This is a genomic window from Blautia intestinihominis (assembly GCF_040096655.1).
In the GTDB taxonomy this organism is placed as follows: Bacteria; Bacillota; Clostridia; order Lachnospirales; family Lachnospiraceae; genus Blautia_A; species Blautia_A intestinihominis.
Genome location: NZ_JBBMEI010000148.1, coordinates 1 through 2,739 on the forward strand (window position 1 = coordinate 1; position 2,739 = coordinate 2,739).

Annotated in this window: 5 protein-coding genes; 4 read left to right on the forward strand and 1 reads right to left on the reverse strand. The window is 34.2% G+C overall.

What is annotated here, in order from left to right; genetic code table 11:
- The first annotated feature begins 308 nt into the window (after positions 1–308).
- On the forward strand, positions 309–527 hold the full coding sequence (locus tag WMO75_RS19175; protein WP_005424142.1) for a helix-turn-helix domain-containing protein: 219 nt from the start codon (positions 309–311) through the stop codon (positions 525–527).
- Positions 528–615: 88 nt separating this feature from the next.
- The gene (locus tag WMO75_RS19180; protein ID WP_005424140.1) at positions 616–747 is read left to right on the forward strand and encodes a hypothetical protein; all 132 of its coding nucleotides are present in this window, start codon (positions 616–618) and stop codon (positions 745–747) included.
- Here the strand turns inward: WMO75_RS19180 and WMO75_RS19185 are convergent.
- Positions 739–1,416: a hypothetical protein gene (locus WMO75_RS19185; protein ID WP_005424139.1), complete on the reverse strand. Its 678-nt coding sequence runs from the start codon at positions 1,414–1,416 to the stop codon at positions 739–741. The two genes, WMO75_RS19180 and WMO75_RS19185, sit on opposite strands and share 9 nt — an antisense overlap.
- Before the next feature lie 543 nt (positions 1,417–1,959).
- Here WMO75_RS19185 and WMO75_RS19190 point away from each other — a divergent pair.
- Both WMO75_RS19190 and WMO75_RS19195 read left to right on the forward strand, forming a co-directional pair.
- Positions 1,960–2,499 carry an RNA polymerase sigma factor gene (locus WMO75_RS19190; RefSeq protein WP_055056185.1) on the forward strand — a complete coding sequence of 180 codons (540 nt, stop codon included), beginning with the start codon at positions 1,960–1,962 and terminating at the stop codon, positions 2,497–2,499.
- Positions 2,493–2,739: hypothetical protein (locus WMO75_RS19195; protein WP_349078779.1), on the forward strand; the 247-nt coding region annotated here is incomplete at its 3' end. The genes WMO75_RS19190 and WMO75_RS19195, both read left to right, overlap by 7 nt.

The following is a 2,739-nucleotide window of genomic DNA, read 5'->3' on the forward strand; positions in this document are numbered from 1 at the left end:
CAAACTTGGTGCTGGGTATAACACCCAACACCAAGTTTGTCTACAGTCTGGGGAATATTGTTTAAATACAATATTCCTTTTTTTATAGATATAAGAAACCTTTGATTCTGAACAAAAAATAAGTTTACATTTTTATGCCCAGATACTCTTTAAAAAATAAAAGGGTATATGATGCAGGAATATAAAGATTTGGTTATACAGGCGAAAAATGATTCAAAATATATGCAAAACTTACTTTGCATAATGGAACCTTTAGTAAAACCATATGCAAAAAAAACTTAAAAAAAGAAAAATACGAATGTGCATATATGGATAATGAAGGTGATTTACAAGAAAGCTATAGAGCGGATTATTCATCTGTGGAATTAGCATTTGATCTGAAAAATATAACCTTAAAAATGACTTCAAACCAAAGGGATATTTTAAAATACTTGATTTTAGGGTGGTCAGATAGTGAAATCGCATCTTTCTTACACTTTAGCCGTCAATATGTAAACAGAGAAAAGAAAAAATATATCAATTTCTGAAATGATTTTTTACATAAATAGTAAGTGCTGAATTATTGCTTGAATTTGTGACATAAACATATTTGCAGCAGTCAAAAGAAGAAGCAACATGTTTGAAAGAAAAATTAAGTCAAAAATGCCGCAGCCTTTGAAAATATTGGCTGCGGCATTTAAAATATATGATATGTTTGATGTAAAAAACATCAGGTTCTCAACCAGACATTTGGGTAAGTCAAGATGATGCTTCTGATATAAGATATGCAACATTAAAATCATCATATACTTGAGAATTTAAATGCATATCTTCATATAACTTGATATAGTCTTCGATTGTTTTGGTGTTATCCTCTGCATATATATGAGTGTTTCCATCGTTGTCCTCAACAAATAAGAGAGTAACATCTATTTTATCTTCTGTTAACCAGAAAGAGATATATTTTGAAAGAGTCCCATCAATTTCTGTGGCACCATCCAGAATTTGTTCATCTGATTCCAGCTCATTAATATGTTCCCAAAAAATTTGAGGAGAGAACGCAAGTAATTTTAAGTTTTTTTGAGAGTCTTCTGAGTACCATATATGTGCTTCTGTGTTGAGATAGTCGGTTATATTAATATCCGTATCTGCCGGTAACTCATAAGTTTCACCGGCGTCAGAAGTCAGCGAAAAGGTTTTTGCATGATTAGAATAAGAAGTGACAATCCCCTTGACAAAATAGTAAGTTATATCTGAATCACTATCATAATAAGAGCCGGAACCATCTATATCATAAGATACATATTGCCCCTCAGGCTCCTTAGGGGCGGAAAGGGTGATTAGATCTGAGGGGGCTTTGCCAAAAGCTTGTCCGGATAGCAATATACTACCGAGTACGATACTGCCTGCGATACATAGAATTTTTACATTATTCATGGTTAAATGGCCTCCTTGTTTAGTTATTGAATATTATATCAATTAAAGTGTGAAAATTGTAATTTTGACTTATCGAAATATGTTTTAGATAATATGAAGTGACCCCACATTTGTAGCAACGTGGATTTACCTGTATACTAGAGTTTGCTAAGAACAATGGTAACAGGGATTACCGCAAACGTAGGGGAGAACGAAAAATGAGACTACCGGATAAAATAGCACCGTTTCTGGAATTATTGCACATATACAGAGAAACTGGGTCAGAAAACAGCGAAAGCATATAGGATCGATCTAAGCAGTATTTTGGTTTAGTTGCTTGTGGAGAGCAAGACAAAGAGAAGCTTGAGGAATATATTACGGAATTACATAAAAAATATAAACACAAACAGAACAGAGATTAAAAAATCGGATATTTCGTTGGCAATAGAAGAGCCAACGGAAAAAAATACTTTTATGAGAACCGATTTCCTTTCCGATGCATCTAATTAGTGTAAAAGTAAACATGAATAGTAATCCAGCTGGACAAAAGGAGAAGACAAAGTTATGACAAAAGATGTATTTATTAAGGAGGTTCGGGATGCAGAAGCCATGCTGTATCATATATCGAAGTCCATTCTGAAGAATGACTCTGATTGTGGGGATGCTGTGCAGGAAACAATTCTTAAGGCATATGAAAAACTTCCCACTTTAAAGAAAGAAAAATATTTCCGAACATGGATCACAAGGATATTGATCAATGAATGCAAAGGGATTCTTCGGAAAAGAAAAAATGTTATTCCATATGAAGAATATATGGACAATATGAAAATGACTGAGGAGGACAGATACAGTCATTTGTATATGGCGATTATGGAACTTCCGGAGGATCTGAGGGTTTTGGTAACATTGTATTATTTAGAAGGATTTTCATTGAAAGAGATCAGTGAGGCTCTGGATATTCCGGAAGGAACGATCAAAAGCAGACTTTCACGTGCAAGAGAGTTTTTGAAGGTGCAGTTATCCGAAGAAGAGAAAAGACCGGCAACTGGGAAAAACAGTAAGCAATTAAAGAGAATAACAGGAAAGGGGAAAATGTCATGTTAGAGAAGAAATGGAATAATATCGCACCGGAAGTACCACAGGATTTTCATAATAAATTTGAAGATACACTAAAACAGATTGAACAGGCGGATTCAGTTGATAAAAAATATAAAAGAAAAAAAATCAGTGGACGATTATTGATTGCAGCAGCAGTAATCTGTACTGGTATGGCTGTTACTGTGGCTGCAAAAGAGTTCTTTAAATGGAATGATTACCTGGTGAAAAGACTGGATCCATCGGAGG

Bases quoted from the DNA above. Each gene is read 5' to 3' on its own strand.
- WMO75_RS19175 (WP_005424142.1), top strand. From the start codon at position 309: ATGGATAATGAAGGTGATTTACAAGAAAGCTATAGAGCGGATTATTCA.
- WMO75_RS19180 (WP_005424140.1), top strand. From the start codon at position 616: ATGTTTGAAAGAAAAATTAAGTCAAAAATGCCGCAGCCTTTGAAAATA.
- WMO75_RS19185 (WP_005424139.1), bottom strand. From the start codon at position 1,416: ATGAATAATGTAAAAATTCTATGTATCGCAGGCAGTATCGTACTCGGT.
- WMO75_RS19190 (WP_055056185.1), top strand. From the start codon at position 1,960: ATGACAAAAGATGTATTTATTAAGGAGGTTCGGGATGCAGAAGCCATG.